This window comes from Patescibacteria group bacterium, from assembly GCA_040753135.1.
Taxonomy (GTDB): Bacteria; Patescibacteriota; Minisyncoccia; order UBA6257; family Brennerbacteraceae; genus JBFMGR01.
The window spans coordinates 14,697-41,132 of the sequence record JBFMGR010000002.1 but is presented as its reverse complement, the minus strand read 5'-3'; the positions used below and the strand labels follow the sequence as shown (position 1 = coordinate 41,132).

General features: G+C 41.6%; 15 protein-coding genes and 1 rRNA gene. 2 read left to right on the top strand and 14 right to left on the bottom strand.

The window, feature by feature from the left end; genetic code table 11:
• Positions 1–116: 116 nt before the first annotated feature.
• The 10 genes from AB1721_00990 to AB1721_00945 form a co-directional block, all read right to left on the bottom strand.
• Positions 117–1,841 (bottom strand): GspE/PulE family protein, encoded by a 1,725-nt coding sequence (locus AB1721_00990; GenBank protein ID MEW5805293.1) that lies wholly within the window; start codon positions 1,839–1,841, stop codon positions 117–119.
• A gap of 322 nt (positions 1,842–2,163) precedes the next feature.
• Positions 2,164–2,808 (bottom strand): hypothetical protein, encoded by a 645-nt coding sequence (locus AB1721_00985; protein ID MEW5805292.1) that lies wholly within the window; start codon positions 2,806–2,808, stop codon positions 2,164–2,166.
• An 84-nt stretch (positions 2,809–2,892) separates the two neighbouring features.
• Positions 2,893–3,519: a type II secretion system protein gene (locus AB1721_00980; protein ID MEW5805291.1), complete on the bottom strand. Its 627-nt coding sequence runs from the start codon at positions 3,517–3,519 to the stop codon at positions 2,893–2,895.
• 129 nt (positions 3,520–3,648) lie between these two features.
• On the bottom strand, positions 3,649–4,053 hold the full coding sequence (locus tag AB1721_00975) for a response regulator (GenBank protein MEW5805290.1): 405 nt from the start codon (positions 4,051–4,053) through the stop codon (positions 3,649–3,651).
• Between the two features lie 1,130 nt (positions 4,054–5,183).
• Positions 5,184–8,089: ribosomal RNA gene (locus AB1721_00970) — 16S ribosomal RNA — on the bottom strand.
• A 266-nt stretch (positions 8,090–8,355) separates the two neighbouring features.
• Positions 8,356–9,765, bottom strand: coding sequence for a phospholipid carrier-dependent glycosyltransferase (locus tag AB1721_00965; GenBank protein MEW5805289.1), 1,410 nt, complete (start codon positions 9,763–9,765; stop codon positions 8,356–8,358).
• A gap of 150 nt (positions 9,766–9,915) precedes the next feature.
• Positions 9,916–11,133 (bottom strand): LamG-like jellyroll fold domain-containing protein, encoded by a 1,218-nt coding sequence (locus AB1721_00960; GenBank protein ID MEW5805288.1) that lies wholly within the window; start codon positions 11,131–11,133, stop codon positions 9,916–9,918.
• Between the two features lie 20 nt (positions 11,134–11,153).
• Complete coding sequence (locus tag AB1721_00955; GenBank protein ID MEW5805287.1) at positions 11,154–13,247, bottom strand: hypothetical protein; 2,094 nt, start codon at positions 13,245–13,247, stop codon at positions 11,154–11,156.
• A gap of 48 nt (positions 13,248–13,295) precedes the next feature.
• Complete coding sequence (locus AB1721_00950; GenBank protein ID MEW5805286.1) at positions 13,296–15,584, bottom strand: O-antigen ligase; 2,289 nt, start codon at positions 15,582–15,584, stop codon at positions 13,296–13,298.
• A gap of 78 nt (positions 15,585–15,662) precedes the next feature.
• Positions 15,663–16,304 (bottom strand): hypothetical protein, encoded by a 642-nt coding sequence (locus AB1721_00945; protein ID MEW5805285.1) that lies wholly within the window; start codon positions 16,302–16,304, stop codon positions 15,663–15,665.
• A gap of 428 nt (positions 16,305–16,732) precedes the next feature.
• Here AB1721_00945 and AB1721_00940 point away from each other — a divergent pair, with 428 nt between their 5' ends.
• Together AB1721_00940 and AB1721_00935 are read left to right on the top strand one after the other, a co-directional pair.
• The gene (locus AB1721_00940) at positions 16,733–17,200 is read left to right on the top strand and encodes a hypothetical protein (GenBank protein MEW5805284.1); all 468 of its coding nucleotides are present in this window, start codon (positions 16,733–16,735) and stop codon (positions 17,198–17,200) included.
• Between the two features lie 10 nt (positions 17,201–17,210).
• Positions 17,211–17,492, top strand: a complete 282-nt coding sequence (locus AB1721_00935; protein ID MEW5805283.1) for a hypothetical protein — start codon at positions 17,211–17,213, stop codon at positions 17,490–17,492.
• 317 nt (positions 17,493–17,809) lie between these two features.
• Here AB1721_00935 and AB1721_00930 read toward each other — a convergent pair whose 3' ends face one another.
• The 4 genes from AB1721_00930 to AB1721_00915 form a co-directional block, all read right to left on the bottom strand.
• The gene (locus AB1721_00930; GenBank protein ID MEW5805282.1) at positions 17,810–21,109 is read right to left on the bottom strand and encodes a lamin tail domain-containing protein; all 3,300 of its coding nucleotides are present in this window, start codon (positions 21,107–21,109) and stop codon (positions 17,810–17,812) included.
• A gap of 3 nt (positions 21,110–21,112) precedes the next feature.
• A complete protein-coding gene (locus tag AB1721_00925; GenBank protein MEW5805281.1) occupies positions 21,113–21,697 on the bottom strand; it encodes a hypothetical protein in 585 nt (194 codons plus the stop codon).
• Positions 21,698–21,967: 270 nt separating this feature from the next.
• A complete protein-coding gene (cas2, locus tag AB1721_00920; GenBank protein MEW5805280.1) occupies positions 21,968–22,558 on the bottom strand; it encodes a CRISPR-associated endonuclease Cas2 in 591 nt (196 codons plus the stop codon).
• A gap of 329 nt (positions 22,559–22,887) precedes the next feature.
• Positions 22,888–26,274: a peptidoglycan-binding protein gene (locus AB1721_00915; protein ID MEW5805279.1), complete on the bottom strand. Its 3,387-nt coding sequence runs from the start codon at positions 26,272–26,274 to the stop codon at positions 22,888–22,890.
• Positions 26,275–26,436: the final 162 nt, after the last annotated feature.

The following is a 26,436-nucleotide window of genomic DNA, read 5'->3' as shown; positions in this document are numbered from 1 at the left end:
AAAATTTCCAATTTCTAATTCCTAATTTCCAATGAAATGCCTGATGCTAAAAAATTAAGAATTTAGAATTTCATTAGGAATTAGATATTGGTAATTAGAAATTAAGTTAGTCGCGATTACTCGCGAATAACGCGCAGCACCTCTTCCACCGTGGTCAGGCCTAATTGGGCCTTCTCAATTCCGTCTTCAAACATTGTTTTCATTCCTTTTTGGTTTATCAGTCTTTTCAATCCTTCTAAAGTAAAATCTTCTTGGGAAATATAAGCCCGAATGTCCGGATCAACATCTAAAAACTCAAAGATTGCCAGTCTGCCCTTATAGCCAGACCAGTGACAGGTTTGACAGCCTTTTCCATGGTATAAGATTTCCGGGGCAACAAAACTTTCAACTCTTTCCGGAGCGCTGACTTTAAGCTGGCCCAAAATTGAGTTCTTTAATTCCTCGGTAATAGAAAACGATTCAATGCATTCTTGGCAAACTTTCCTGACCAAACGTTGAGCCATAACTAAATTCAAAGTTGCCGAAACCAAAAACGCCGGCACACCCATCTCAATTAATCGAGGCACTGCTGTCGGCGCATCATTGGTATGCAAGGTGGACAAAACCAAGTGTCCGGTTAAAGCCGCATGAGTGGCAATCTCGGCAGTTTCGTCATCGCGAATCTCGCCAACCATAATTACATTTGGGTCGTGGCGAAGAAACGCCCGCAAGCCCGAGGCAAAATTAATTCCGGCTTTAGGATTAACCTGGGTTTGGTTAATATATTTCAGCTCATACTCAATTGGATCTTCAATCGTAACAATATTCACTTCGGTCCGGTTTAATCGGGAAAGAATTGAGTATTGGGTGGTGGTTTTACCTGATGAAGTCGGGCCGGTGGACAAAATCATACCAAAGGTTTTTTTAATGTTCTTCTCCACCATCTCTGCTTGGACTTGGGTCATGCCCAGCTCTAAAAATGACAATGGTTTAATGCTGGCAAGCAAAAGCCTCATGGTCACCTTTTCACCGTAAAAAGTCGGCATCACTGCCACCCGGATGTCAAAAACATCCTCCCCACGCTTATATCTGATCCGGCCGTCTTGGGGTTTAGAATGCTCATCAATCTGCATCCCGGCCATAATCTTAATCCTGGCAATCAAGGCCGGATGAATCTCTTTTGATAACCGGGCCACTTCTCTTAACAGACCATCAATCCTGAAACGAATCAAAACTTCTTGATCAAAGATCTCCAAGTGGATATCAGAAGCATTCATTGCCGCGGCATAGGAAATCAAATTATCCACAATCGCCACTACCGGCAGCTCTGAAGCAATTTTAGTCAGATCAGCGGTCTTGCCAACCTGAAGCCGCTGAAGCTGGCGCAACTGGTCTTCTAAAAGCCGCTGAAAGTTTTCCATTATCTCCCGGCGATAAAGAGAGAAAGCGTAGCGGAGATCATCCTGGGCAGTCAAATAAATCTCCAAAGGCTTCTGGGTGTAACGTTCTAAAAACTTGATTGTTTCCAGATCGCTTGGATCAAGCATTGCCACCTGAAGCTTGCCTTCTTGGTTTGTGCCAAAAGCCGCCGCATTTCTGGACCGAGCGATATCTTCTGGGAAAACATTCAGAATCTCCATCGGAATTTCCAAGCCGGCAAGATGAACCAGCTTAACTTTATAATAATCAGCCAAAATCTGATTCATATAATCAGCATTGACCAGGCCCCGGGAGACTAAAATCTCCAAAAGATCCCGGCTGGTCCTTTCTGCTTCTTTTTGGGAAACCTCAAAATCTGCTCCTTGAACCAAACCGGATTCTAAAAGCTGCTTTTTTAAATTTTCTAAAGGAATTTTAGGCATACCTCAATTAAAATCCTAATTTCTAAAAATACTAATAAAAATCTATTGGATTGCTGCCCCGGGCATCTTTACAATTAATTATACCATCTTCTTGACTTTTATAGATAATAAACATTTGTGGATATCGGGGAATCGCCATTTTTCAATTATCAATTTTCAATAAATAATCAATGTATTAATTTCCAAACTTCCAATCGCTGGGAGCCGCGATTCCCCGATTCGCGTTATTGCTCCTAAAATTCGCATTATTCCCGCCAAAGGCGGACAGGCGCGATTACTCCCTAGCCCACCTTTAACCAATTTGTATATTCACGATTACTCTTTAAATTTTCAAAATCCCCAAATTAAACAGATTAACCAAATTCCCGCCGAACAAAAAAACCAACAGGCCAACCAAACCCCAAAGATAGCGGAAGCTGAAATAAGCCGGCTGGAGCTGTTTTTTGTTTTTAAACAAAAGATAAGCGCTTCTCAAAACAAAGCCCAAACAGCCAAAAGCTAAAACCAAAATAAAGACAAAAAAATTATCCGGCCAAGAATTCAGGAGAATTGCGATCCCGCCGGAATAATGTTCTTCAGAATAAAAAAACCTGCCCCGGGAAAGTTTTGCCCCCAAGAAAATCAAAAAAAATAAAAAAGCGCTTAGGAAAAAATTAAATGCCGGCAGTTTAGCAAAATGAAGCCAAGCGTAAGACAAAAAATAGCTAATTGGCTGGTGGGGCGGCAGAAAATAGACAAACGGTTCGGTTTTAGACCAGATTAAATACTGAACCAGATAGAGAGAGAAAATTCTCAAACCGGCAAAAACCAAAACAAGAAAAAACAGGCTCCGGACAAAAGTAAAAAACTTTTGGTCAGAAATCTTGCCTAAATATCTTAAACAAGCAAAAACCAAATTCGCCAATAAAAAAAGAAAATTAAAATAAAAGTAATAATTAACAAAAACTATTTCGATGAATTTAACCATAAACAAAACCCCGCCCTTTTATCATATCGCGTTTAGGGCGAAGATAAAAGGGCGGAGTGAAAAAACTGATACAGCTAAACCGCATTAGCTGCCGCCATTATAAAAGTTGGTTGTGGTGGTTGAAGCCAAGAAAGCGCTGCCAACTTCGTAGATTCCGGCAATATTGCCGCCGTCTTTAGATTCAACATCGCCATTGCCGCCATTGGCATAAGTGGTGCTTTCCATATTGGCAAACAGAGAAAAGGTGGTATTGGTGTAATTACAAAGATAAGCGTAATACCGGCCCGGGGTAGCAGAAGAAGTGGTTGGATTCGGATCAATCGGCCATTTTGCCAAAGGCGAGCCGCCGGTCAGATGGTCCAACCTGACTGTAATCCAGCCGGAACTGCCAATCTGCTGGGAGGTATTGCCTTTGTTGGTAGTATTGGTATAAGCGACACCGGAAACCGCTGAATAAGTATAATCAGTTGAATTGTCAACACAACCGACTCCGGCTGAATCATCGCCCAAAATCGGGGTAGTGGTATTGGCAATATAATAGTTGATTGCGGTTTTTACTGAAGCTAAATCAGCCAACCGCTGGGAATCGCGAGATTTTTTCAGCAGTTCGGCCGGATTTAAAGCCACAAAAGTAACTGAGGCCAAAATTGCCAAAATTGCGATAACGATTAACAGCTCCAATAAAGTAAAACCTTTTTTTGTTTGAAACATATTTAAATAAACTTTATTTATTCGACCGAAGCACTAAAATTAATTCTACTTACTATTATTTATAAATAAAATTAGTTTGTCAAGATAAAATTATGAACAATCGCCCCGTTGGGACTGCCGAGAAAAGAATCAACCAGTTTTTGTCTGAACCAGATTTTTGACCTTTTTAACCAGCTCGTCAATTGAAAGCCGGGCTTTGACGTAATAATCAATCGCCCCAAGTTCCCTGCTTTTTTCAATGTCGCTTTCTTGCCCTAGATTGGAAACAATAATCACCGGAATATTGCTAGTCTGGGGATTCTGGGTAATCGCCTCTAAAACTTCAAAGCCATTTTTCTGGGGCAAAATAATATCCAGCAGAATAATGTTTGGAGGCTCTTGTTCGACTTTTTTCAAAGCTTCGGTTCCGGAAAAAGCCTGCAAAACCAAAAAACCCTCTTTTTTAAATCTTAAAGAAAGAAGGTTGGCTAAAAATAAATCATCTTCAACAATTAAAACTTTTGCTTGTTCGGTTGGATTAGCTATTGGTTCCATATTAAAAATTATATCACAAAAAATCAGGGGCAGTGACAATAAATAACTGTGGATATTAAAAGTGAACTAAGCGAACCCCGCTTAAAAGAATTATCCTCCGATGAACAGCACCGGACTGAATCTCAATTTAAAGCTCTCAGCCAAGGGCTGACTGCCTTTTGTTTTAAAAACTCAAGACAGCGAGATTAACACTTTCCGTCTCAACTTCAATGAAGTTGGCGGACCGACCAAGAAACAAAGGCGCGCCTAGCGCGAATTTCCATTATCCAATTTCCAATATCCAGTTTTAGATATCAGTAATTAGTAATCTGGAATTCCGCCGCAGGCGGCCCGGTGTTCTTTATAGAAATTTTCCATCCACAGCTTCCGCTACGGATGCCTTGTTACGACTTATGCCCTGTCACCGAACTCTGGTTAACCCAGCCCTTTGCTCGCGAAGCGAGCACAGAATTATGAATAATGAATTAAGAATAAGGGTTTAAACCCATAATTCATAATTCCAGATTCATTATTCTGCGCAGTTCATGCGCAAAGGGCTGGGCTTCACCAGTTCCCGGCTTCCTTGCATTGACGGGCGATTGTGCTCTAGAAGCTTAGAGTTAACGTTCCCGAACCAAACCCCTTTTATATATATGGGGCCGGTCCTCCGACTTTATGCCGGAGCCGTACGTGCGGATTTCCCGCATACGGCGAGCTCCAACCACTGCTTTGCAGCAGAAATCCCAAGACTCAAACATTAAATCATAAACAATATCCAATGACCAAATTCTAAACGTGTTTTGAATTTTGGAAATTAGAATTTCGAATTTGTTTGGAATTTGTGATTTGTAATTTGGAATTTTTCTAGTTAGAGTGGTTCCTTCGGCACAATGCCTACTATGAACCAGCTGACTCCTGACGCAGCGTCAAGCTTCGTCACTGCGCCAGGTCTCCCCGGGTCAACGCATTCACTTTTCCCAACATCCCAAAACGATTTTATTTCCGCACCTTCCCTACCCTCACCACCCATCAGTAGGTCGATGCATCGTTTCCGTTAAACGGAATAATTCGGGCTGTTGTTTGCCTCCAGGCCCTCCGCCAACCATCTCGCGATGATTGACTGCCTTTCTGCTACGCTCTGCGACGGTCGCAGAGGAATGGATTTTTCTGCCAAAGACAGACCCGCCTCTGGCGGGAACCATTTAGCGAATGCGCCTGCCGGGCGCGTTTATTGTGAGTACAGGACTCGAGAACGTATTCAACGCGCCGTGGCTGATGCGCGTTTACTAGCGATTCCGGCTTCATGAGGGCGAGTTGCAGCCCTCAATCCGAACTGGGGCCAGGTTTTAGAGATTAGCTCCGCCTTACGGCTTGGCTACCCTTTGTCCTGACCATTGTATCATGAGTGTCGCCCAGGGCATCAAAGGGCCATGCGGATTTGGCGTCATCCTTACTTCCACCCAGCCCTTTGCTCGCGAAGCGAGCACAGAATTATGAATAATGAATTAAGAATAAGGGTTTAAACCCATAATTCATAATTCCAGATTCATTATTCTGCGCAGTTCATGCGCAAAGGGCTGGGTAGTCTCGCGTGACACTTGTAACACGCGACAAGGGTTGCGCTCGTTACCCCACTGAAGGGAACGCCTCCATTCGTATTCCTACGAATCTTAGACTATACCACCATCCTGCCAAAATTATCTAAAACGTTAGTTTGGAGGAGACCAGCGTATTATGATGACTTAAAAATTAAAATCACCATCTCGGTTTTAAACCTCAGTCGTTACGGGGTCAAGAAAGTTTGTATTTTAATTCCGGAATAATATGTGGTTCTATCAAGCGCGAGAATTTTTTACTCGCTTCTTTCCCAAAATATAACCTTCCGCTTTTCACTACTGTTGGCTCTATGCCATATCTAATAGACAGCCCCCGACAAATTCTTTCTAAATCTTCTACCGTAAATTTTTCTGTAGCTATGCCGATAGAATCCTTTTTTCTAAAGAAACCGTCATCCATATACCAAACAGAAAGTGTTAATGGAGAAAGTGTTGAATCAATATGTTCTGGCACAATTTTTACGCCTTGCGGATAGAAAATATCCCGCCAAGGACGAAAATATTGTTTTGTCCAAAATCGGTATGATTCAAAAATTCTTCCGTTTCTTTTTCGTTTTGCGAAACAAATTCTTGTACTGACGATTCTTTTCAGAAGAGTGTATTTCCATTCTAAAAATGTTTTCTGTTGAGAGCCTTGCTCGATCTGGATTCTTCCTAATTTAGTTATATATCCGTCGCCGAGCAACGACCCAACCAAAATATCGTACTCTTCTTCTGTTAACTTAAGAACAAGATTTTTCCTCGCTCGCAAAACAATCGGTAAAACTTCCCGACTTCCCACGGTATTACCCATGACTTCATTTTATCATAGGCTCCACCGTTATGAGCTGGTTTTTTCATTTGGCGATTACTCGCCAATGCCGCGAAGCGTATTTTCACGGCACGAGCTGACGACAACCATGCAGCACCTGTACAACCCCGTTCTGCAAGCAGAACAACTGTTTCTTTTCAAAAACAGCATAGGGATTGCATGTCAAGCCCTGGTGAGGTGCCTCGCTTACCATCGAATTAAACCCCATGATCCACCGCTTGTGCGAGTCCCCGTCTATTCCTTTGAGTTTTAGCCTTGCGGCCGTACTTCCCAGGCGGTTGACTTAACGCGTTAGCTTCGCCACTGAAAGGGTCGATGCTCCCAATGGCTAGTCAACATCGTTTAGGGCGTGGACTACCAGGGTATCTAATCCTGTTCGCTCCCCACGCTTTCGTGCCACAGCGTCAGAAAAGGGCTAGCTGACTGCCTTCGCTTTTGGTGTTCCGCACGATATCAACGGATTTCACCCCTACACCGTGCGTTCCGTCAGCCTCTCCCCATCTCAATCCCGCTAGTATCTAATGCGGCCCCAAAGTTAAGCTCTGGGATTGAACATCAGACTTGTCACCAATGCACAGCATTGGAATTACCAATTTTCAATTTCCAATTTCCAATGAAATTTTCAATGCAAAAGTTTTGGCATTTCATTAGAAATTAGGAATTAGAAATTTGATATTCCCAGTGCCGTGCACTGATTTAGCTCTTGCGAGCCCGGGACGCCTGCGCACGCTTTACGCCCAATAAATCCGGATAACGCTTAGGGCCTTCGTGTTACCGCTGCTGCTGGCACGAAGTTAGCAGCCCCTTATTCCACCATTACTGTCAGAAGTTGGAGATTAGAAATCAGAAGTTAGAAATCAACAGTTATAGTATGCCAGCTTCTAACCTCTAAACTCCAACCCCTTCATCATGGCGAAAAAGAGTTTACACTCCGAAGAGCTTCTTCCTCTACGCGGCGTCGCTCCATCAGGCTTTCGCCCATTGTGGAATATTCTCGACTGCTGCCACCCGTAGGTGTGGGGCCCGTGTCTCAGTGCCCCCGATGGGGAACAGCCTCTCAGCTCCCCTACTGGTCATCGCCTTGGTAGGCCATTACCCTACCAACAAGCTGATCAGGCCTAGGCCCATCCCCAAGCGGCTTGCGCCTTTAATCAATGCACAGCATTGGAAATTCTAAACTCAAAATCCTTCAGCCAGAGGCTAATCCGCCTCTGGAGGAAAATCTTAAACAATATCAAAATTCAAATGTTCAAAATCCAAAAAGTTTTGAATTTAGAATTTTGGTTATTGAAATTTGTTTAGAAATTAGAAATTGGAATTTAGAAATTCCAGTGCTATGCACTGGCGTTATCAGGTATTACCCCATCTTTCGATGAGCTATCCCTGTCTTGAGGGTAGGTACCAAGGTGTTCCTATCTCGTTCGCCGCTAACGCAGCGCACCTCACTATGGCTCGGTGCGCGAATTATGAAGTATGAATAATGAATTAAGGTTTTTAATATCCATAATTCATAATTCTTTATTCATTATTCTGCATCGAACAACAGTGAGATGCACTGCATCCGCTCGACTTGCATGCCTAATCCACGCCGCCAGCGTTCATCCTGGACCAGGATCAAATCCTCAAAAAAAAGCATATAGCTTATGGTGAACAGCAAATAGTTTAAAACCATTTGCCATAACCCATTTGCTATTTGCCAATCTTAGGATAATCCTTAAAAATTAAACGGAGTTCGCTTAATTCACTTGACTAATAAATTTTCAAAGGGCAAAACCTAAACTGCGCCTAAAGAAAACAAAAACAGCTTAATTTAAGCTGCTCAATATTAAGGTTTTTAAGCTGCAGCGGTTTCTGATTAAAGTATAGCAAAAATTAAGCCCCTGTCAAATTCACAAGTTAATAAGTCAGCCAATTTAAAATTGAACAGTTGCTTTCTTGGCAGATATTTTTCAGACCGGAATTGGTAGAAAACCATAAGCCAAACCACTGCCTTGATTGAAACTGCTTTTCAGCCAAAGGGAAACCATAACTTAACGGAGCATAAAATAACCAACTGCCAGCGACTAACAGCAAAACAACCGCTAACCAGAATCTGCCTTTTTTGAAATTCAAGAATTGCTCACCGACAACAAACCAAAAGCTTGCCAAAGAGATAATCATTGCTGACAAATAGTGATACAAAAACAGCACTCTTTTAACTAAAATAAACGGCAGAAAATTTGCCAGATAAAGCAAAAGCAGGATGTTTTTTATCTCCTTATCCTTCTGGTCTTCCGGCCGGTAAAAAATCAAATTAACTATGCCGATCAAGCCTAAAAGCCAAACCAAGGGATTGCCAAAAAAATAAATTCGGCTCACTCCTTCGTCGCTATTACTGCTTACCCAATAATAAACTGCCCGAGCCATTAATGGCCAGCCAATTGCTTTACTGCCAAAATCATGCGACGCAGATAAGCCGGTATTATACTGCCACATCTTTTGGTTAAGTTCAGAAAACTTCTCCAAAGAATTCAGTTGATTATTGCGAAACTCTTGGCTCATAAAATCACAACCATTGCCTTCAGCCGGCTCGGGGCATCTTGGCAAAAGCGCAAGATGAAGCTGAAAAACAGCAAAATAAACCAATAAAGGAATTAAAATCAGAAATAAAAATCCTTTTCTTGATCTAGAAACAATGCCGGTTTTTAAACTCAATTTAAACAAATCAAATAAATAGACCACCCCGGCAACGCCCAAAAATGCCAAACCAGTCCATTTAACTAAAGCGCTCAAACTAAAGAACAAACCGGCAAATGCCAACGGCAGAGATGAATAATCCTTATTTCTCGCTTTAAAGAAAAAATATAACCCTAAAAATCCGAATAGAATTAAAAAAGAATCCAAAAGAATCAAGCGCGACTGGACTAACAAGGCGTTGTCAAAAACCATAAACAAGCTGGCAAAAAAAGCTACCAGGGAATTAATCTTCAGCTCTTTCAAGAACAAAAAAATCGCTATCGGAATCAAAGCGCCGGCCAGAGCCGGAAAAAACCTAAACCAGACAAAAGGCAAAGCGCCATAATCTTGGCCAATATTTTCAAAACTAAAAACACCGTGTTCAGCAATATAATTCTGATAGCCGCCAAGCCAAGCGCCTAAAGCAATAATTAACTTTCCCAAAGGCGGATGAATATCAAAATAATACTTACCGGTAAAATAAGAAGAAACAAACTTACCAAAATGAACCTCGTCAAAAACTGTCTGGTTTGGCTGGTTAATAAAAATAAACCTGGTCAGCAAACCAAGAAAAGTCAATACTAAAAGCATCAATTTTTCAGATTTCAGATTTCCCGGATTTAAGATTTTTGATTGGAACACTACTAAATCAAATGACTGCTAATTACTAATAAATGTTAACAAATTCTATGCGATCGTACAAAAATTATTAACATTGGCACTTACTACTTAATACTATTCTCATTTTGTGGCATTATAAATCGCTTGGATTTCCGCTTCGGATAAAGCACGATTGTAGATGCGAACGTCGTCGATAGAGCCGTTGAAATATCCATAAGTACCCGGACTAATTAGCAATGAGCTGCTTGAATCCCAGGATATTCCGGCTGCACCAGATATGTTCATTTGTTGATTGAAACTTCCATCTATGTATATCTTCTCATATCCATTCCTGTCGTATGTTGCTACAATAAAATGGTATCCTCCATCGTTGACATTAATATTAGAATCGAGCCAATAATCCTTGCCAGAGCCAAAATAGCTATTAATCCGGATTATATTCGGACTATAAGTCGCCCAAAATCGATTAAAATTTCCTTTTTGAATTAAATTGGATAGCGGACTTGAAATATTTTTCATCCAAAAGGCAAGCGAGATATTGTTTATACCAAAATGTAAGCTTGAACTGTCTGAGATGCTTACTTTGTCATCCACCCCATCAAAACTCAAGCATCCTCCTTTCTTGCAGTTAGTGCTGGTTTGCCAAGTTGGTCCATTGGTTAAGGTGCCGGTGTTATTGTTGCCTGAGTAATCATAAGCTGTTGTTCCTGTTCCTTCATCAAAGGTCCAGTAGCCCACCAGACCATTGTCTCGGGTAAATGGTCCAAGATTGAGATTAGAGCCAAGCTCAAACACTCCTGGCATTCTACCACCATCATTAATTGCTTGGTCAGCCACCTTGTTATTAGTTGATTCCATTAAGCCAGAGAGCATAAAACTGCCTCCAGTGGTATAGGTATAGTAATAGGTACTATCATTCTTGGGGTCAACTGGCAGTTTAGCTAAAGGTGAGCCAATCTCTAAACCAGCGAGATTCACTGGGACCCAGCCAGTCCCATTGGTTTTTCTGAGATTAGTTTCAGTAACACAGGCATAACCAGAATAATCTGGTGGTACTGCTGGCAAAGACCAGGAAGAGCAGTTAGAGTTAGTATCAGGTAAAGAAACATAGATTAAGGTAGAAGAACCCATGACTGGGTTCAGGGTTTGAGATTCATAGATAGCCAGAGAGTTGTTCAATGACCTTAAATCAGCTAAGCGTTGAGAATCTCTTGCTTTTCTTAGCTGTTCCACTGGATTTAAAGCAATAAAACTCACACTAGCCAAGACTGCCAAGATGCCAATGACGATCAGAAGCTCGAGAAGAGTGAAAGAGGTATAGAATCTTTGCTTGGACATTAATACTTTATACTTATTTATTAATCGCAGTTAAATTTAATTATCTCTTTATTATTATATTCAAAAACTTTTTCGCCGGCTTCAGAAAAATCATTGTTTAAAGGATTCGGATAATCAGCAAAAAACCGCGGCTCTTTCAGCCAATATTTTACCGCATCTTGGCAAAGTTCGGAAACGTTTTCAGTTGAAACGAAATTTTTAATCTTGGCTTGCCTTTGGCTAATTAAATCCGATTGGCCTTGGGTCCAGAGCCAACCAATAAAACCAAGATAAATCGGTCGACCAGTGGTCATTGGAATAAACTGATTTGCCTGTCCATGGCTTAAAATAGCGTCATTCGGAGAACTGTTCTCCTTTATCCAATCAGCAATCACCAAATCCTGTTCTGAATAATAGCCAAAGTTGCGGACATTTTTCTCTAACCTTAAGCCGGTTTTCACTCTTGCCCAAACATCAATAATTCCGGAAAAGCTGCCCAGAATAATAAGAATAATGAATAATGAATTAAGAATTATGAATTTGTATTTTCCGCCTTGATTCATAATTTCTGATTCATAATTCCGCGGCGGCGCGTCAAAAAGACTTAAACTAATAAGCGCCGCCAATACCCACCACCAGAATAAAATTTTATTATTATCAAAAGGCCAGGGTTGAAACAAGAATAAATTCGGCAAAGCAAACAAAACCAGACTTGGCAAAACTAATTCTTTTGCCTGATGATTGAGCTTTTTAAAGCCATAAAACAAAACAGCAAAAAGCCAAACTATAAAAATTAAGCCAAAGTTTTTCAACCAAAACCAGAGCGCCGAACTATCTGTTCCAAAAACATTTGGATTACAAAAAAACCAGTTAAAACTATGTTCACAGCTCATCCAACCAAACCAGGGGATAAAAAATCCTCCATTCCCGTTTCTGGAAAAAATTCCTGACAGCAGATAGACTAATTGAGGCAAAGCGATCAAAAAGCTAATAAAACCAAATCTTAAAAACTGATTAACCCGCCTATCTTTAAAAAACTCTCTCAAAGAACCAAAAATTTCCTTAAAACAGAAAACCAAAACAAAGATTACTAAACCTAAAAAACTATGAGTATGAGCTAAGGGCAAAAACCCCAAAAGCAAAAGCCAGCGCCACGTTTGATGCGGCTGCCGCGTTTGACTGCGGCGCCAGTTCTTTTTATCAATCAAAAGTCCAAACAAAAGTAAAAATCCCAAAAAAGCGCCCAAAACAAACGACCGCTGATGAGAAAAAAATGAGATGATCGGCACAATCCAGACAATGTTCGCCGGATGATTTTTCTCGGTTAATTTGCCGCCGGTCCGGGTGTCTAAATGAGTATACTCAAACTTTGGTTCAGAAAAATTATTTAGAAAAGAATTTAACCAGCCTTGCTGAACTGCATCCTGACTCACCTGCTGGAAAAACCAGATAAAGCCTAAGCCGGCGCCAAATAAAACTAAAAACGCTAAAATCCAAGCCAAGGATTTTCTGGTGAAGTAATTTCTTCCTAGCTCAAACAAAGCCAAAATCATTCCCGCGCCAAAAACAATTATTGGCAGATGCCAGGCAATTAGCAAGCTCAATCCCCCTTTCAATAGAACCGCGGATAAAAAATTAATTAAAAAAGGGTAGGTTAATTTTCCCGCTCCGGCAATCGGCTGGTCTAGAACAAACGGGTCGGCTGTTGCCAATCTCATCACCATATTCAGATGATAAGCGCCGTCGCCCCAGCCCTTTAAGATGCCAAATGGAAAACCAGAAGAATCAAAAAGCATTGCCTGCAAAGCAACAATAATAAAAACAATAACAATTGTCCCCAAAATCAGTTGGGGGGGGCTAAAAACGATTTTTTGCCAGCGGTTCTTAAAAATTTTTCTCGGTTTGAAAAATCGGATTAAAAATACGCTCGCTAAAACCAAGCCCCAGATTAATCCTTGAATCAGGTTCTGAAAAATTAGACTTAATCCTAAGTTTAAATAACCGAGAACAACCAAGCCCAAAGCCAAAGAGAAAACAAAAAAACTGAAGCCCCTGATCTCATTTTTAAAATCAAGCCAGTCAAAAAAACAGGCGCCAACTAAAAAACTGATAATGATAAACCCCAAACTAAACATTAAATTTTATTACAAACTCGTTCAACAAAGCCCGGGAATCTTTCTAACTCACTCTATCCAAGCTGAGTTTTGCTTTAAATATTTAATCAAATTTTGCTCTTCAGATTTTGGGATTTTGGTTAGAAGTTCTTTAATCGTTGTTTTGGCTCTTTCTCTCTGCCCCTGTTTTTTATAAAGCTGAATTAAAAAGGTGTAATCTCGGATTAAAAAATTAATTGGCAAACCCGGAACTTGAGTTATCTGTTCCAGTTCTTTAATTGCCGCCAATCCTTTTTGGCTTGCTTCCGGCCCGCCATTTTCAGCGCCAAGTATTAAACTGGAAATCAGCAGCTCCCAGTCACTCAACCGCCGGGAAATATCATAACCATGCTCTTTGGCTTTCGCTCTGGCTTGTTCCATTTTTTCCAAACTGCCCCAACGGGCTTCATGCTCTGCCTGATAAAACCAGAAAACGCCGATCTGATCATTCAAGCCCAATAAAATGTCTGAATAAGTTTTTGCCTCAACCTGTTTGTTGTTCCTCATTGCCCACAAAAACAGATACTGATAAGCATCTTCCCGTTTTGGCGCCAGATCGGTTGCTTGTAAAAACAAATTATAAGCTTGGGAGTCGCTGCTTAACTTGTCGCTGAAATCTTCTTCTGTCTGCATAAACAAAGAGCCGGCCTCAACCGCAATGTCATAATCCCAAGGATGAAGTTGTAAATCTTTTTTCAGATTTTCAGCGATCAATAAAGCAAGCTCCTGATATTCGGGCGTTTTGGCAAGAAAAATCTCAAGCGTGGCAAAATCTTTTAGTTTTCTGGATAAAGAAATATCCACCTCTTTATTTAAATAGGTGCCCGCGCCTCGAGCTTTTAAATAATATTCTTTTGCCTGCTTAAGAGCAAAATTTGGATTAGCAGTTGGCGCTAAAGCAAAAGCGGTATTAGCCGTATTTCTGGCTGATTGTTCAGGCAAAAACACCCCGTAATAAAAACTTAAACCAATCAAACCTAAACCAATAATCAAGCCAGAAAAAGAAAGGGTTCGGCTGTTTTTTACTATTCTTACTTCTGACCTTTGCTCCTGAATCAGCCAATAAGCCAGAGCCAAGATAACAAAAAAGACGATTCCCGAACTCGGCATCTCAAACAGCACCAAGTTCTGGACAAAATAAGCTCCGAGTAAACCTAAGAACAAGCTGTAAACCAAAACTTTCTGGTTGTCTTCTTTATCCTGCCATAAAAACTTTAAAAAACTGAAACTGATTGCCCCGAATAAAAACAAATAAGACAAAAGCCCGATTATCCCCTGGCCAACCAATAAATCAATAATTTTATTATGGGGCCGGTCAAAGATGGCGATTTCATAGGTGTGAATCTCGGGAATAAAATGTTGGTTAAAAGCATAGAGAAAATTTTCCAAGCCCCAGCCTAGAACTGGCCGGGCTAAAAACGCGTTCCAGCCAATCTGCCAGGCAATTAATCTCGGCTTGGGAATCTGCCAGAGGGCGTAGATTCTTGAAGCTAAAAATGGCGAAATTTTTTGCCACAACCCGGGCAAAAACCAAAAACTGGCTAAAACCAGCCCAAAAACCGCCAAACCGATTAAAACCGGCTTTAAATATTTTTTGCCGGAAAAAAATAAAACCAAACTGCCGGACAGAACCAAGCCGCCAACAGCGCCGACATAAGCGCCCCGGGTGCCGGTTAGGAAAATCAGAATAAAACTAAACCCAGCCAAGCCCAAAAACAGCTTTTTCCAGGAATCTTGAGACAGGAAATAAGCCAGCAAGTTTAGAAAAAACAAGACCAAAAAATAGGTCCCGGAAAAAGCCGGATTACCAAAGGTTCCGGCCAAACGATCTTGGTTGCCTAAATTAAAAATCCCGGGCAAAAATTTGCTGATTAAAGCAGCCAAACCGACAATCACGCCAATCAAAGAATTAATGGTTAAAAATTTGACAATTTCATTCTTAAACAAACCAACAACCATCACAAAAAAAGCAAATAAGTGAAGATACCAAAATAAGCCGTCCATTCTTTCGGCTTTGGACCAGAATGCCAGCGATGGATCAACTGCCAAAAAGCTGGAAACAGCGAGAACCGAAAACCAGCCAGCTAAACCAACAACCAAAATATTCAACCGAGGCAGACAGTTTTTATCAACCACTAAAAGCAGAAGATAAAGCGCCAGGGCCAGTTCAATTACAGCCATAAAAAAAATCGCCTTTGGAAAAACAAACGGGTAAAGATAATTTATCCCAACCACTAACGGCGATAACAGAGACAAATAAAGAAGAATTTTTATGGCGCTGACAAACGAATTCTTGTTTTGTCTTAAAAAAGCAAACATAACTCAATTATAAATATAAGGGCATCGCAAGTCCAGCGGACTTACGATGCCCGAAAATTTCTTTCTAAATTTTAAATCTTAATCTTCTGCTTCTGGTTCCGGAGTTGGACTGATTTCCGGAGTTGGCGAAACTTCCGGCACTGGCGAGATTCCGGGCGGCAGCTGCCGACCAACTTTTCTTAGCGCTTCCTGAAGCTGACGAATCAAGTTCTCAATAATGCTTCTTAAGCGAAGCACTTCTTCGTTCTGAATTCTTGGCACTGAAATTCTGGCATTAACCAAATCAGCTTTAATACTGCCGCTTGCCTCATCAATCGTCCCAATAATATCAACTTTGTCGCCGACTTTTAACTCTGACAAAGACCAATCCCTTAACCGGCCAACCACAAACTTGGTATTTTCATTGGTTTCAACTGCCAAACTCAATCCCCAAACCTTAACAGTAAAATTATTCCCGGAAACCGAAACTACTTCAGCGTCAGTAATCTTGGTATTGCCGGTTGGAGCAATGACCAAACTTCTCACTGCCCGACCTTCCCTAATTTCTTCTATCTCCGGCAGTTCAAAGTTCTTTTCCCAATCGCGCAACTTTTCAAAAACCTCGTCCGGCTTGAAGCCTTTTAATTGCAAATTCAAGCCAATTCCCTCTTGTTCAGCATAAACCCAACCAGCTGCTAAGGCGAAAAAGCTTAAGATTCCTGCTAATAATATTTTTTTCATAATTATTGCTTAATTTTTAAAAACTAAACCCGACCTAATAATATTTTAGAAAAAAATAAAAACTTATCAAGCCCGAATCCCAAAATCATTCCTCAATTTTCAACACAAACCAATCTCTTCTGTCTACTATCTGTCCGATCGGACAGATAGTAGACAGAATTAAAATTTCTCCTTGATACTTATTGCTTTATGCCATTTATTTTCCAGATCCCAGATTAAAAACTTGCGATGTCCCTAATATTGATTTGTAATTTTAGGACATCGCAAGTTGTTAAATCTAAAATCCATCTTAAAATCTATTGGCTGCTTCTATAGTTTGCTTTAACTCAAAAAATCGCTAAAAAACTAAAAAACATGCGAAAACCTGGACAGAAACAAAGATTTATGATTTAATATTGAAAATCTGTTCTTTATATAAGGAGGTAAAAATGGCTGTATTAACCACTGCGTTGATTTTTACGGCAGTGGAGCTTGTCAAACCCACTGCTATAAAAATCATTAAACTCCCAGAGGCACATTGGGGACCTACTTGGATCAAGGGCTGGATTTCAACCCCCAACAAGGAAGAGTTTTCATTTTCCTTTGGCAAAGAACAAAAATGGGATCCTTCTTGGGGAGAACTAGTAGATTTCAATCTAATAGCCAAACGAAAAATGGAACTGGCTCGACGGTTGAAAATGGATACCAAAGTTGCTGCCGCTTATCCTTGGCTTCTTGAGCCAGGTGATTATCTTTATCCCGGCGGAGTTTACCGCCAAGGCATCGCTGTAGGCTGCAGCGGCATAGTGGGTCACGCAGACGAAGGCTTGGCCGCCTTAGTTGCAGATACCATTATTATGTTGGCTCAGCTGAAAACCGGCCAGCTAATTGCGGCTGACAGAATGAGAATTGAGTAAGGAGGATAAAATGAAAGGCATCGCCACTGTTGAGTTCGTCGACACTGAAGAAATTATTTTTTCAGTGTTGACTGAAGATGGTCAGCGATGTGATGGCGTTGTCGTCCGTTTTGATGACGACGATGCCCCAACTGGTCTTGAGCGTCTTCAGGGCTGCGACAAGGGGGATGAATTTGATGTCAGCGTAGACCCTGACAAGTTCTGGCCCACCCGAGGGACTGCGGGGGTTGAAATCCTCGCAATCCTCGGTAGACATAAAAAGAAATCGGTTGGTTTCCGCTGCCGCGAATAGTTCTTTACCCAAAAACCTCGCCATTGGCGAGGTTTTGTCATTAAAAATCCTAAACAAAATTGAGCAATCAATAAGATTTTCAATTTAGATTACAAATTTTTACTTTTCATTTTCCCCTTTTATATCTATTATTTCCTCTCTTCTGTCTACTAACTATGCGATCGCATAGTTAGTAGACAGAATTAAAATTTCTCCTTGATACTTATTGCTTTATGTCATTTATTTTCCAGATCCCAGATTAAAAACTTGCGATGTCCCTAATATTGATTTGTAATTTTAGGACATCGCAAGTTTCAATATCAACCATTTGCCATTTGCTATTGGCTATTCGGTTGTTCTGGTGTGCCGTTAATCTCGTTGTTTTCAGCGTCAAGACCATTTTTCTGAATACCATTATTAGTTTGCCAGTTAGTCAATTCTTCTCCGGAAATATTCGGATTAATTCTTTCCATTGAAGATTTCGTTTCATTATCTCCAGCGGGCCAATCCTGGCCATTGCAGATTGTTTTGTCTTGGAAATTGCCTAAATTATCCAATAATTCAAACACCTCGCACGGATTATTAATTGCGCCAGTAAAGATTTGATCAGCATTAATATCTGAGACCGGCTCATCATTTGTCCGCTCCAAAAGATAATAACCCCCAGCCGGAATAGTTCCGGTTAAAGAAATATCCGGGGTTCCGGAAGCTGAACGCAGAACCCAACCAGTTAAATCAATCTCTCCCGCTGAATTATTATAAAGCTCTATCCACTCATCATTAGTTGAGGCTTCGGTTCCCATCCAAGCAATCTCGTTTATGACTGCTTGAAGCAATGGCCCTGAAGGTTCTGGCGATGGTGAAGGCGGCGGCACTATTGGCTCTAACGCCTGATATTGATTTTGAAACTGCCATTGCCTCTGGTCTATCTGGCGCAGATACAAACCGTTGGCCGGACCACCCTCATTCACCCATAAACTAACGGTCAGATAATCATTCAAGCCCAGCTCGTTTAGCGGCTTTGGGCTCGGCACCCATAAAATCGGGACTTTAAGAATCCAGGAATTAGCGTCAGGGTCTGCGGTCTGGGGCAGTTTGTTCTGGTTATAAGCCATTTTGCCAAAAGAGTTCAGCTCGCACTGTCCGGGCAAAAATCGCACTCCTGATTTCGGTTCAGCTCGGGAATTATAATCGCAGGTTTCATCGCCCCAAAAACCATAGTTAAAATAAAATATGTTTGAACTATCACTACTTTTAACCCAGAACTGGGCCAGATTCGGATCATAAGCATAATAAAAATCAGCCAAACCATTTAAATGAAATCGAAGTTCATAACCATAAGAATACTGATCAGTAATCTCCGGGATCGGCAAGGTATATTCAAATTCCAAAGAATAACCGGTTTCTGAACTCGGGTCAATGCCCCAACGAAGATTTTTCACGGCGCTGACCGAAACCGGTTCAGGATAAGAAACCGGGGTTGAGTCATTTTCCAAAAACGAACCCAAATAATGAAGATTATCCGGTTCAGGCGTGGCTTGATTATACAGCGGCCAAAAAACTAAAGCAATAAAGTCATTGGTGCCGATCTCGCGGCCCAAAACTTGCTCAAAATATTCCCGGCTAATCCCCTCTTCTAAATCTTTTCCCAACAAAACATAATTAACCGTGCTGATCTCGGTTGGTCGGATTTTTAAAACTTTCGGGAACTGGTCCGGATTAAATCCGCTGTTATGATTCCACAAACTCAAAGCTGGGCCGTAATTCGGGTCATTTTGGTTAAGAATTTGACCGGTGGCAGCGGGAATCGGGTATTTTAATTCCGGCCGATCTCCGCCGCTTTGTTTACTCCCGGGAGTTTTGATAAACTCGCTGTTCCAGCCGGCTAAAATCGCGTAATAATCTTCTTCTGGCAGAACTTGATTGACTGTTAACTCAATCGTAAATATCCCGCCTTTTTCCGGATAAAGTTCAGTGTCAAAATACCAGGCAACATCATCAAAGAATTGATTGTTTGACTGCTGATAAGTCGGGGTTGGCGACGGAGTCGGACTGGGTTCGGGAGTTGGCGACGGTGGCGGCGAAGGTTCAGGTGAAGGGCTTGGGCTTGGTTCTGAAGACGGAGAGGGTTCAGTGCTTGGCGTTGGCTCTAGGGTAGAGCTTGGTTCAGGACTGGGCGCAGAAGAAGGTGTTGACTCTGGCGTTGGGCTGGGTTGAGGCGAAGGTGAAATTGGAAGATTTGGGGTTTGGGTGCCAATAAATTGGGGTAAAGATTGAGAGGTTGGGCTAGGCGTTGGGGTTGCCGCTGGAGTTGGACTTAGAATTGGTATTAATATTGAAGTCGGAGTTGGCGAGAAAATTGGACTTGGTTCAGGAGAGTTTAAAACCGGAGAAAAAGCCGGTGATGGTGTTGGGTTTGAGCTTAAAGGGCTTGGTTCTGGAGAATTTTGCTGTCCTGCTGATTCTTGATTTTGCTGCTGGCTGTTTTGATTATCTTGGCTTTGAGGCAAAATCTGACCTAATAAATTATTCCCTTGCTGGGTTAACCATTGCCAAATTTTTTCATACCATTTTAGCTCGGGCTGTTCTAGTTGAAGTTTTTCATTAGCAACTTCTTGAAAAAATAAATTTATTACTCCGGCGCTGTGCGTAACTGCTTGAGTAGAGAGACGGGACCAGTAGTCTTTAAGAACAAAGTTGTCATCGATCGAAACCTCTCCCTCCAGCCCCATTAATACACTTGACTCTATAGACTGCGCTGATAATTTAAAAAACCCGTCTGCATCTTTATTTAAAGCATATAACAACGAGTTTCCTCTTTCATAATCAACTGCTTGTGGTAATTGGTATCCCTTACTTATACCGATTGTATCCCTACTATAAAAATTATTATTTGAGTATTTAGCAATTGATTCAAAATAACTATCTAAATTGCTTAAAACCGCTGGGGATTTTGTTTTTAATCTCTGGTTCAATTCAGAATCAGCATTATTTAGATTAAACTTGGCTGACCATTTTTCATACGGGCTATCAGCTAGATGACCGTCGTTCCGGGTATGGTCAGGCACATTCGCATCTTGAATCAGATGCAGAATATGGCCCAAAGCAAACATTGCTTTTTCTTTTTCGCCTTTAAGCCAGTATTGCTTGGCTTTCCCCCAGGTAAAATCTGTTTCAGAAAAATTAACCTGATTTTGCTCTTGATTGCTTAAGATTGAACTGATTGGATAAAGATTTTTTGTTGCTTGATAAACCAACCGGTTTTGCTGATAAGAATCCTGGCTCCATTGCTTGGAGCTAACCCAGTTAATCACTTGCTTTAAGGTGTCGGCAAAAACCAAAGGATAAGCGTCGATGGCAATATCCGGATCATAGCCCCGCTGGTAAACCGGGTCATAAAAATGGTTAATCCATCTGGGCGCGTCGTCTTCTTTGCGCGAACCATCAACTAAAAAATTAGCTAAATCTTGAGAAATTTGATTTTCAGAAAAACTCTGATTATAAAACCTGATTGTTTCTTGGGTTAAGTAGCCGTGAGTGTTGTAATCATAACCAAACACAAAAAAGGGCGCGAAAACCGCACTTATTAACAAAGCTTTAACCAAAAATCTAAAAATCCGGTTAAAGAGTTTAGGCATTATTTACATGCTCTCTATTTTCCAAACGCCGGAGTAGGGATTCAACTCTAGATTTATATATCCTAGAATTTCTCCATTTTTCTCTAGAATAAACTTGAAATCTTCCTCGCTAGTTATTCTCTCTTTATCGGGTTTAACGAATGATAATTTCTCAATTACTTCATCAAGCTTATTTGCTTCTTTTGTCAACTCTAGGCCGCGTTTCCATTTCGGATCGTATTCTAGATAATACTCGCTATTCTCATTGGTATTCAAAGCAAAGTATTTGCTTGCTAACTCAATATCACCTTTTTTCAGAGCGTCAATAAATAAATTTAAAGTCTCTTCTGGTGTCTTGCCGCCGTAAACATCTTCTCGCATCGCTTTTTCATACGGCTCAATATAGTATTTTTGGAACAGGTCGTATTTTAACTGCTCCCGGCCTTCAGGGCTAAAAAATCGGTACCAAACAAAAATTCCCCCACTGACAAATAAAAAAACAGTCAACCAAATGACTGCTTTCTTGTAGCTGAATTTTTTTCTTGGTTTGGAAAAATTCCCTGCTTCAGGAATTTGTTTGGAAGCCCGATTAAAAATCTTCAACTTCATAGCCACAACAAGTTTATTTTTTATCTTTTATCACCTCGTTTTAAAAAACATCTCTGGGTATTCATTTATAAACGCACTTTTTTTATTTTCCCAAAAACCCTCTGCCTGTCAATACAAAGTTATCCACAGCCTTAGTTCCAATCATTTTATTAATTATTTTTTGTTTGTTTTTAACTTGATTGCTATCTTGACGATCGTCAAGATAGCAATCAAACAACTAAAATAATAGAATAAATAACCATAAATGATCGAGGATTGTTGCTGATTTCTCTAAACCCTTAAACTGCCGCTTTTATTAATTTCATAAATCTCAACATAATCCAATAATCCTAATCGGGAAAGATCTTTAATAAAATCTCTAGGGATTAGATAATCGCCCGACCAGACGCTTTTCTGAACCATTTTAAACCCTAAATTTTTTAAAACCGATCTTAACCAAACCCGCTGATGTTTTTTAGATTCTGGAATATCGAACATCACTATTGTCTTCTTCCGAACTCCCCCTTTTTTATATTTTCTGTATTTTCTGGCAGAAAATTCTTTGCTCTGTTTTAAAGCCAAAAATTTTTTCTTACCCTTCTTGGAAAGCTTTAAATCACGGTCAGGTTGCGAATCCGGAATTAACATCCCCTCTTTTCCCAATTTATAAAGTAAATTATAGAGTCTTCGTTTCTGCTCTATAAACTCTTTTGTTCCCAAAGTTAAAGATTTTCTTGACCGATGGAGTTGTTCAAACTTTCTGTCTATCTTTTTACCGGAGGCACCGTAGCCAGAAACTATTATTGCCAAAGTTAAATCAGTCAAAGTGGTAATTCCTTCTTCAATAAATTCCAAAACAGTGAATAATTTATCGCCTCTCATTGCACTAATAATAGTTTAATATTCCCAGAAAAGATTAACAATACTTTAAGTGTTGATGCTTAAAAATTAGAAAAAGAGTCTTAAACTGATTGCTATCTTGACGATCGTCAAGATAGCAATCAGTTGTTGTTTTTATTTCTTTAATTTTTATTCCCCTTTTTTATCCTTTCATTTCGAGTAAAATCATCGGGGCAAGAAAATTTTTTCAAGCTAAATTAAAATAAAAAATAAACCCAAAAAGAGCCCGAAGGGCTCTTTTTGGTGTTGGCAGGCGTTTTGTTTTTTTCAACAAAACCCAACCGCGTCAGTTATGCGCTACTGAAAAACCATTAAGCGCCCGGCTTGGTGAAGACACCGCCATTGATCGGCAAACCAATGCCAACGTAGTTAGCTTCTTCTATGTCAGCGCTGGTGGATGAGTTGTCATTAAAGCTCATATCCGCAGCCGCATTCTTGAGCGAAACCTGGAAGCTATCACCAGTAGTGGTGAAGACACTCAAGTTAGCAGTGACATAGTATTCTTTAGTTGTTCCGGCAGGAACAGTGCTAGAGAAGCTGTTAAAGTCAATCGTGGCATTAGTAGCCAAGCTGTTAGCAGACGCGGTCTGCAAAGCAGTGCTGGTGCCAGCATCGTAAAGAACAACGTCCCCAGTAGCGGCAGCCTTACCAGCCAGAACAGTCAATCTAATATTGGATGATGCAGTTGTGTTCATAAACTTAACATCATCGCTAGAATGAGCTGTAATTCTGAACCGGAAGACCTCCATTACGCCAGGAGTCAAGGTCGTGCCAGAAGCAGCCACATAAGCAAACACTGGCCGGCTGCGAGCAAAGGTCATAGCGCTGCCATTAAGCTCGTTCGTGGCTGAAGAACCAGACTCCAAAGTGACGTACTGGTTAGAAGTTGAACCTTTAGCTGAGACATTGGTGGTGGCAGTTGCCGTTCCATCAGTAATCTCCAAGCTGAAGCGCTGTTTGGCGCCGTCATCAACAAATGAGGCGTTGGATTTATCAGTCGCGTCAGCTTTAACCACTAAGGTTTTGTAAGAATTCTGCGGAACAGTGAACAAGCCGGCATTATCTTCAAACAGGACATAGTCCATTGTCCAACCATTGGTTGAAGAAGTTGCGGTGCTGGTGGTAAAAGCAGGCACAGTTGCGCCGGCCTGAACGCCATCAACATACAACTTGACATTCTTGAAGTTGCCCGGCTTGTCATCAGCACCGGACTCAAACACCTTAACTCGGGTCACCTTGACTGACTCGGTGTTGTTAGCAGAGAACCTCCAAGCAGCTAAAGTCTGCTCGGTGTCGCCGGCAACAACATAAGTTGAGTCAGGCATGGTTGGTGACGCCTCATTAGCAATCGTCAAGGTGGCGCCGCTGTTCAAAGTAATCAACTGGCCACTAACATTGCCGGAGCCGTAGGTTGTTGCACTGTTAGTGATTAAGCCAGTCGCATCCATTGAGGTAATTCTGGCGGCATCAGTTGACTCGCCGTTCCAAGTTGAAGTTGAAGCTGAAGACAAAACATCGGCTTTCAAGTCAATCTGCTTGGATTGGCCAGCCGGAACTTCAAAAGTGGTGCTGATATTAAAGGTGTTGTCTGAACCACCAGTGGTTGACGGCGAAGCAATGGTCTGACCCAACTGGGTTGAACCATTGAAGAGCATCAAGTTGGAAAAGGCAGAGCCCAAACCATTGGTGCTTGACTGGCCGTCATCAACAGTGATTGAGTTGATTCTAACTCCTTGGTCAGAAGGAGCAGTAATCAACCAAGAAGCAATCACCACATCCTGGGCGTTCAAAACCGTCGAGATGTTCGCCACTGATGAGTTCTTAACTGCTGACAAAGTGCCGGCGCTGATTGAGATGGCATTAGCGCCAACATCGCTTGATGGAACATCAATTGAGTCACCGGTTGACTGACGAACACCATTAGAGGCATCGTTGTCTTCCAAAGTGGCAGTAATTGAGTCGCCATTAGCTAAAGTGCCGGTTAAGTCAGCGTAGATCTCAACCACCACAGTTTCACCGGCTTTAAAGGTGTAGTTGCCGGAAAAGGTCTGGACAGTGCTGTCAGCCGGAGAGGCGACAGTTGAACCAAACTGGGAACCAGCAATGTACAGCTTCAAGTTGGAAACGATATGGCTGTTAACTGATTCAACAACCTTGGCATACATTGAGGAAACTTTGACATCCTCGCCAACCGCTTTGAGCTCAAACTTAGCGATCTTCATATTGGTCGCGTTAAGAGCCAAAGGTCCGGTTGGAGAATCTGATGCCTTGTTGGTCACAATTGAACCAGAGTTAATTGAAGTGGTGCCTGCGGCTTTGAACAATGACCAAACATTGGACTGATTAGTCTTCAGATAGACATTGTAAGTCGTATCCATTGAAACAAAATCAGATGACTTGGCCACCTGGAAGTAAAAGTTGCGGCCAGAGCCCTTGATCACATCAGCCCGAAGAGCCACGGTTCTGGTCTGACCAGAAGTAAAGCTCAATGGCGCTGAAGAGAGATCAAACTCAACTGTTTTATCAGTGCCCATCATTGCCACAGAAGAACCAACCTGGGTGCCGTCAACATACAAGCCGATATTCTGCAAAGCGTCATAATCAGCAGTTCCCACTAAAGTAAACTTCATGTAGGAAACTTTTTGGGGCTGATCAGAAGCCAAAGCAGAAAACCTAAAGACTTCGTAGTTGGTGGTACCAGCATCAACCGTGGTGTTGGAAGAAGGCAAAGCTGAAGAGATAGTCATTTTACCCAAATCGCTGATCTGGGCAGTAGTCATCTGGCTGCCATAGATCGGGAATGAACCGCTCACTGTGGAAACGCCAGCAACCACACTATCTGCGGCAGCTAAGCCAAAGATAAAGGTCTTGCCAGATGAAGTGCCGTTGGACAAGTCAATCTTAACCACGACATCTTTATAAGATCCGGCAGGAACCTCAAACAAACCGGCTGAATTGGTAAAGGTAAAGTAGCCGGAAGAGATTGAGGGTGATTCAGCGACTCTGGCGCCATCAACATAAAGATACATATTGGAGACGTCAGCATCAGCAGAAACACCGGTCCGCTGAACTTTCAAAGAAGTAACTTTAACCGCACCAGCGGCTGGAGCAGTAAATCTGAAAGCGGCGACTGAAGCCAAAGCTTGAGCGCCGTCTCCAGAAGTAGAGTCAGCCACTAAAGTGCCGGCGGCCGGAGCGTCTGGGGACAAAGCCACAGAAACTGAATCAGCCGGAGCGGGTGAAACTCCCGGGGTTGGGCTGACAGTTGGCGCGGCCTGACCATACAGAGCATTAAACTTGTCTCTGGTGGTTGAGCCAACAAAACCAGTGCCATTAGTCAAACCCCAAGGGGCCAAAACCTCGCTGGCATACTTCTCTTGAAAGCGGATAACTGCGGCTTTGGTTAAAGGACCAAAATAGCCAGTGACCAAACCCTCCGGGTAAACAGCTGAATCCTTAGCCAATCCTGATTGAAGAATATTGACTTCAGGATCAGTCATCCCCTGCTTGAGATTTTTGGTCAAAACGCCAACATATGATCCGCCACCCTGCTGGGACTGCAACGCAACCAACTGGGCTTGCAAAGCGGCAATCTGTGCCAAAAGCTCTTCAATAGTGACAGCTGCGGCTGGAGAAGCGGCAGAAACTGCCATTAACGCTACTAAAGAGCCGGCAATAAATTTCTTGAATTTATCCATTTTCTGTTTAGTTAATTTTTTTAATTTTAAGAGCTTTGAGATTAATCTATTCCCAAAGATTTAAGTTTGGGGCATCGACGCTTTAAAAATCAATCTCTTAAGTTTCGACCTTAATAAGCTCTTTCTTTTCCTGTTTGGTTTAACCAAACAGGCGGGTAAGTT

Excerpts from the sequence above, each read along its gene's own strand:
- AB1721_00990 (MEW5805293.1), bottom strand. The coding sequence starts at position 1,841 with ATGCCTAAAATTCCTTTAGAAAATTTAAAAAAGCAGCTTTTAGAATCC.
- AB1721_00985 (MEW5805292.1), bottom strand. The coding sequence starts at position 2,808 with ATGGTTAAATTCATCGAAATAGTTTTTGTTAATTATTACTTTTATTTT.
- AB1721_00980 (MEW5805291.1), bottom strand. The coding sequence starts at position 3,519 with ATGTTTCAAACAAAAAAAGGTTTTACTTTATTGGAGCTGTTAATCGTT.
- AB1721_00975 (MEW5805290.1), bottom strand. The coding sequence starts at position 4,053 with ATGGAACCAATAGCTAATCCAACCGAACAAGCAAAAGTTTTAATTGTT.
- AB1721_00965 (MEW5805289.1), bottom strand. The coding sequence starts at position 9,765 with ATGCTTTTAGTATTGACTTTTCTTGGTTTGCTGACCAGGTTTATTTTT.
- AB1721_00960 (MEW5805288.1), bottom strand. The coding sequence starts at position 11,133 with ATGTCCAAGCAAAGATTCTATACCTCTTTCACTCTTCTCGAGCTTCTG.
- AB1721_00955 (MEW5805287.1), bottom strand. The coding sequence starts at position 13,247 with ATGTTTAGTTTGGGGTTTATCATTATCAGTTTTTTAGTTGGCGCCTGT.
- AB1721_00950 (MEW5805286.1), bottom strand. The coding sequence starts at position 15,584 with ATGTTTGCTTTTTTAAGACAAAACAAGAATTCGTTTGTCAGCGCCATA.
- AB1721_00945 (MEW5805285.1), bottom strand. The coding sequence starts at position 16,304 with ATGAAAAAAATATTATTAGCAGGAATCTTAAGCTTTTTCGCCTTAGCA.
- AB1721_00940 (MEW5805284.1), top strand. The coding sequence starts at position 16,733 with ATGGCTGTATTAACCACTGCGTTGATTTTTACGGCAGTGGAGCTTGTC.
- AB1721_00935 (MEW5805283.1), top strand. The coding sequence starts at position 17,211 with ATGAAAGGCATCGCCACTGTTGAGTTCGTCGACACTGAAGAAATTATT.
- AB1721_00930 (MEW5805282.1), bottom strand. The coding sequence starts at position 21,109 with ATGCCTAAACTCTTTAACCGGATTTTTAGATTTTTGGTTAAAGCTTTG.
- AB1721_00925 (MEW5805281.1), bottom strand. The coding sequence starts at position 21,697 with ATGAAGTTGAAGATTTTTAATCGGGCTTCCAAACAAATTCCTGAAGCA.
- cas2 (MEW5805280.1), bottom strand. The coding sequence starts at position 22,558 with ATGAGAGGCGATAAATTATTCACTGTTTTGGAATTTATTGAAGAAGGA.
- AB1721_00915 (MEW5805279.1), bottom strand. The coding sequence starts at position 26,274 with ATGGATAAATTCAAGAAATTTATTGCCGGCTCTTTAGTAGCGTTAATG.